The organism is Caulobacter sp. 602-1, from assembly GCF_003931565.1.
Taxonomy (GTDB): domain Bacteria; phylum Pseudomonadota; class Alphaproteobacteria; order Caulobacterales; family Caulobacteraceae; genus Caulobacter.
The window spans coordinates 1-547 of the sequence record NZ_RRYI01000019.1 but is presented as its reverse complement, the minus strand read 5'-3'; the positions used below and the strand labels follow the sequence as shown (position 1 = coordinate 547).

The window sequence follows — 547 nt, the reverse complement described above, 5'->3', positions numbered from 1 at the left end:
AGCATGAGACGAATCGTGGAGGCCGCCGGCGGCATACTCTACCGATGGAAAGACAACGTAGAGCCCGAGCAGGCATCGTCTCCGTCAGCGAATGCCAACATCGCCACCGATGGCACGATCATCACGAACGCCGCGCATGCCACGAATACGGCAGACGATACTACGTCATCCTCCGGCGCATCAGACGCAGCCCCCTCCTCAACAGGGGCCGACGCTCCCCTGACCGGCACAATCGGACAAGCGACGCACGTCGATTCGGCCGGCTCTTCAGCCAAGGATGCGAACGACCCAGCTTCCGCCGACAATGTGCTCAATCACATCGAACTCTGCGTGGTGCATCGCCCGAAGTACGACGACTGGAGCTGGCCGAAAGGCAAAGTCGATCCGAACGAATCTCACCGTCATGCCGCGGTTCGCGAAATCGGCGAGGAATCCGGCCTGCCTGTGCAGCTTGGCCCCTATCTTGGCGATATCGAATATCCACTGTCCGAGGAAGGCAGCAAACGGCGCCATACCAAGGATCGCACGGTGGACACTAAGCACGTCC

General features: G+C 60.5%; 1 protein-coding gene. It reads left to right on the top strand.

Annotated elements, in window-relative coordinates; genetic code table 11:
- Positions 1 to 15 precede the first annotated feature (15 nt).
- Positions 16 to 547 (top strand): NUDIX hydrolase (locus EIK80_RS25040; RefSeq protein WP_199743618.1); only part of this gene is annotated, 532 nt, incomplete at its 3' end.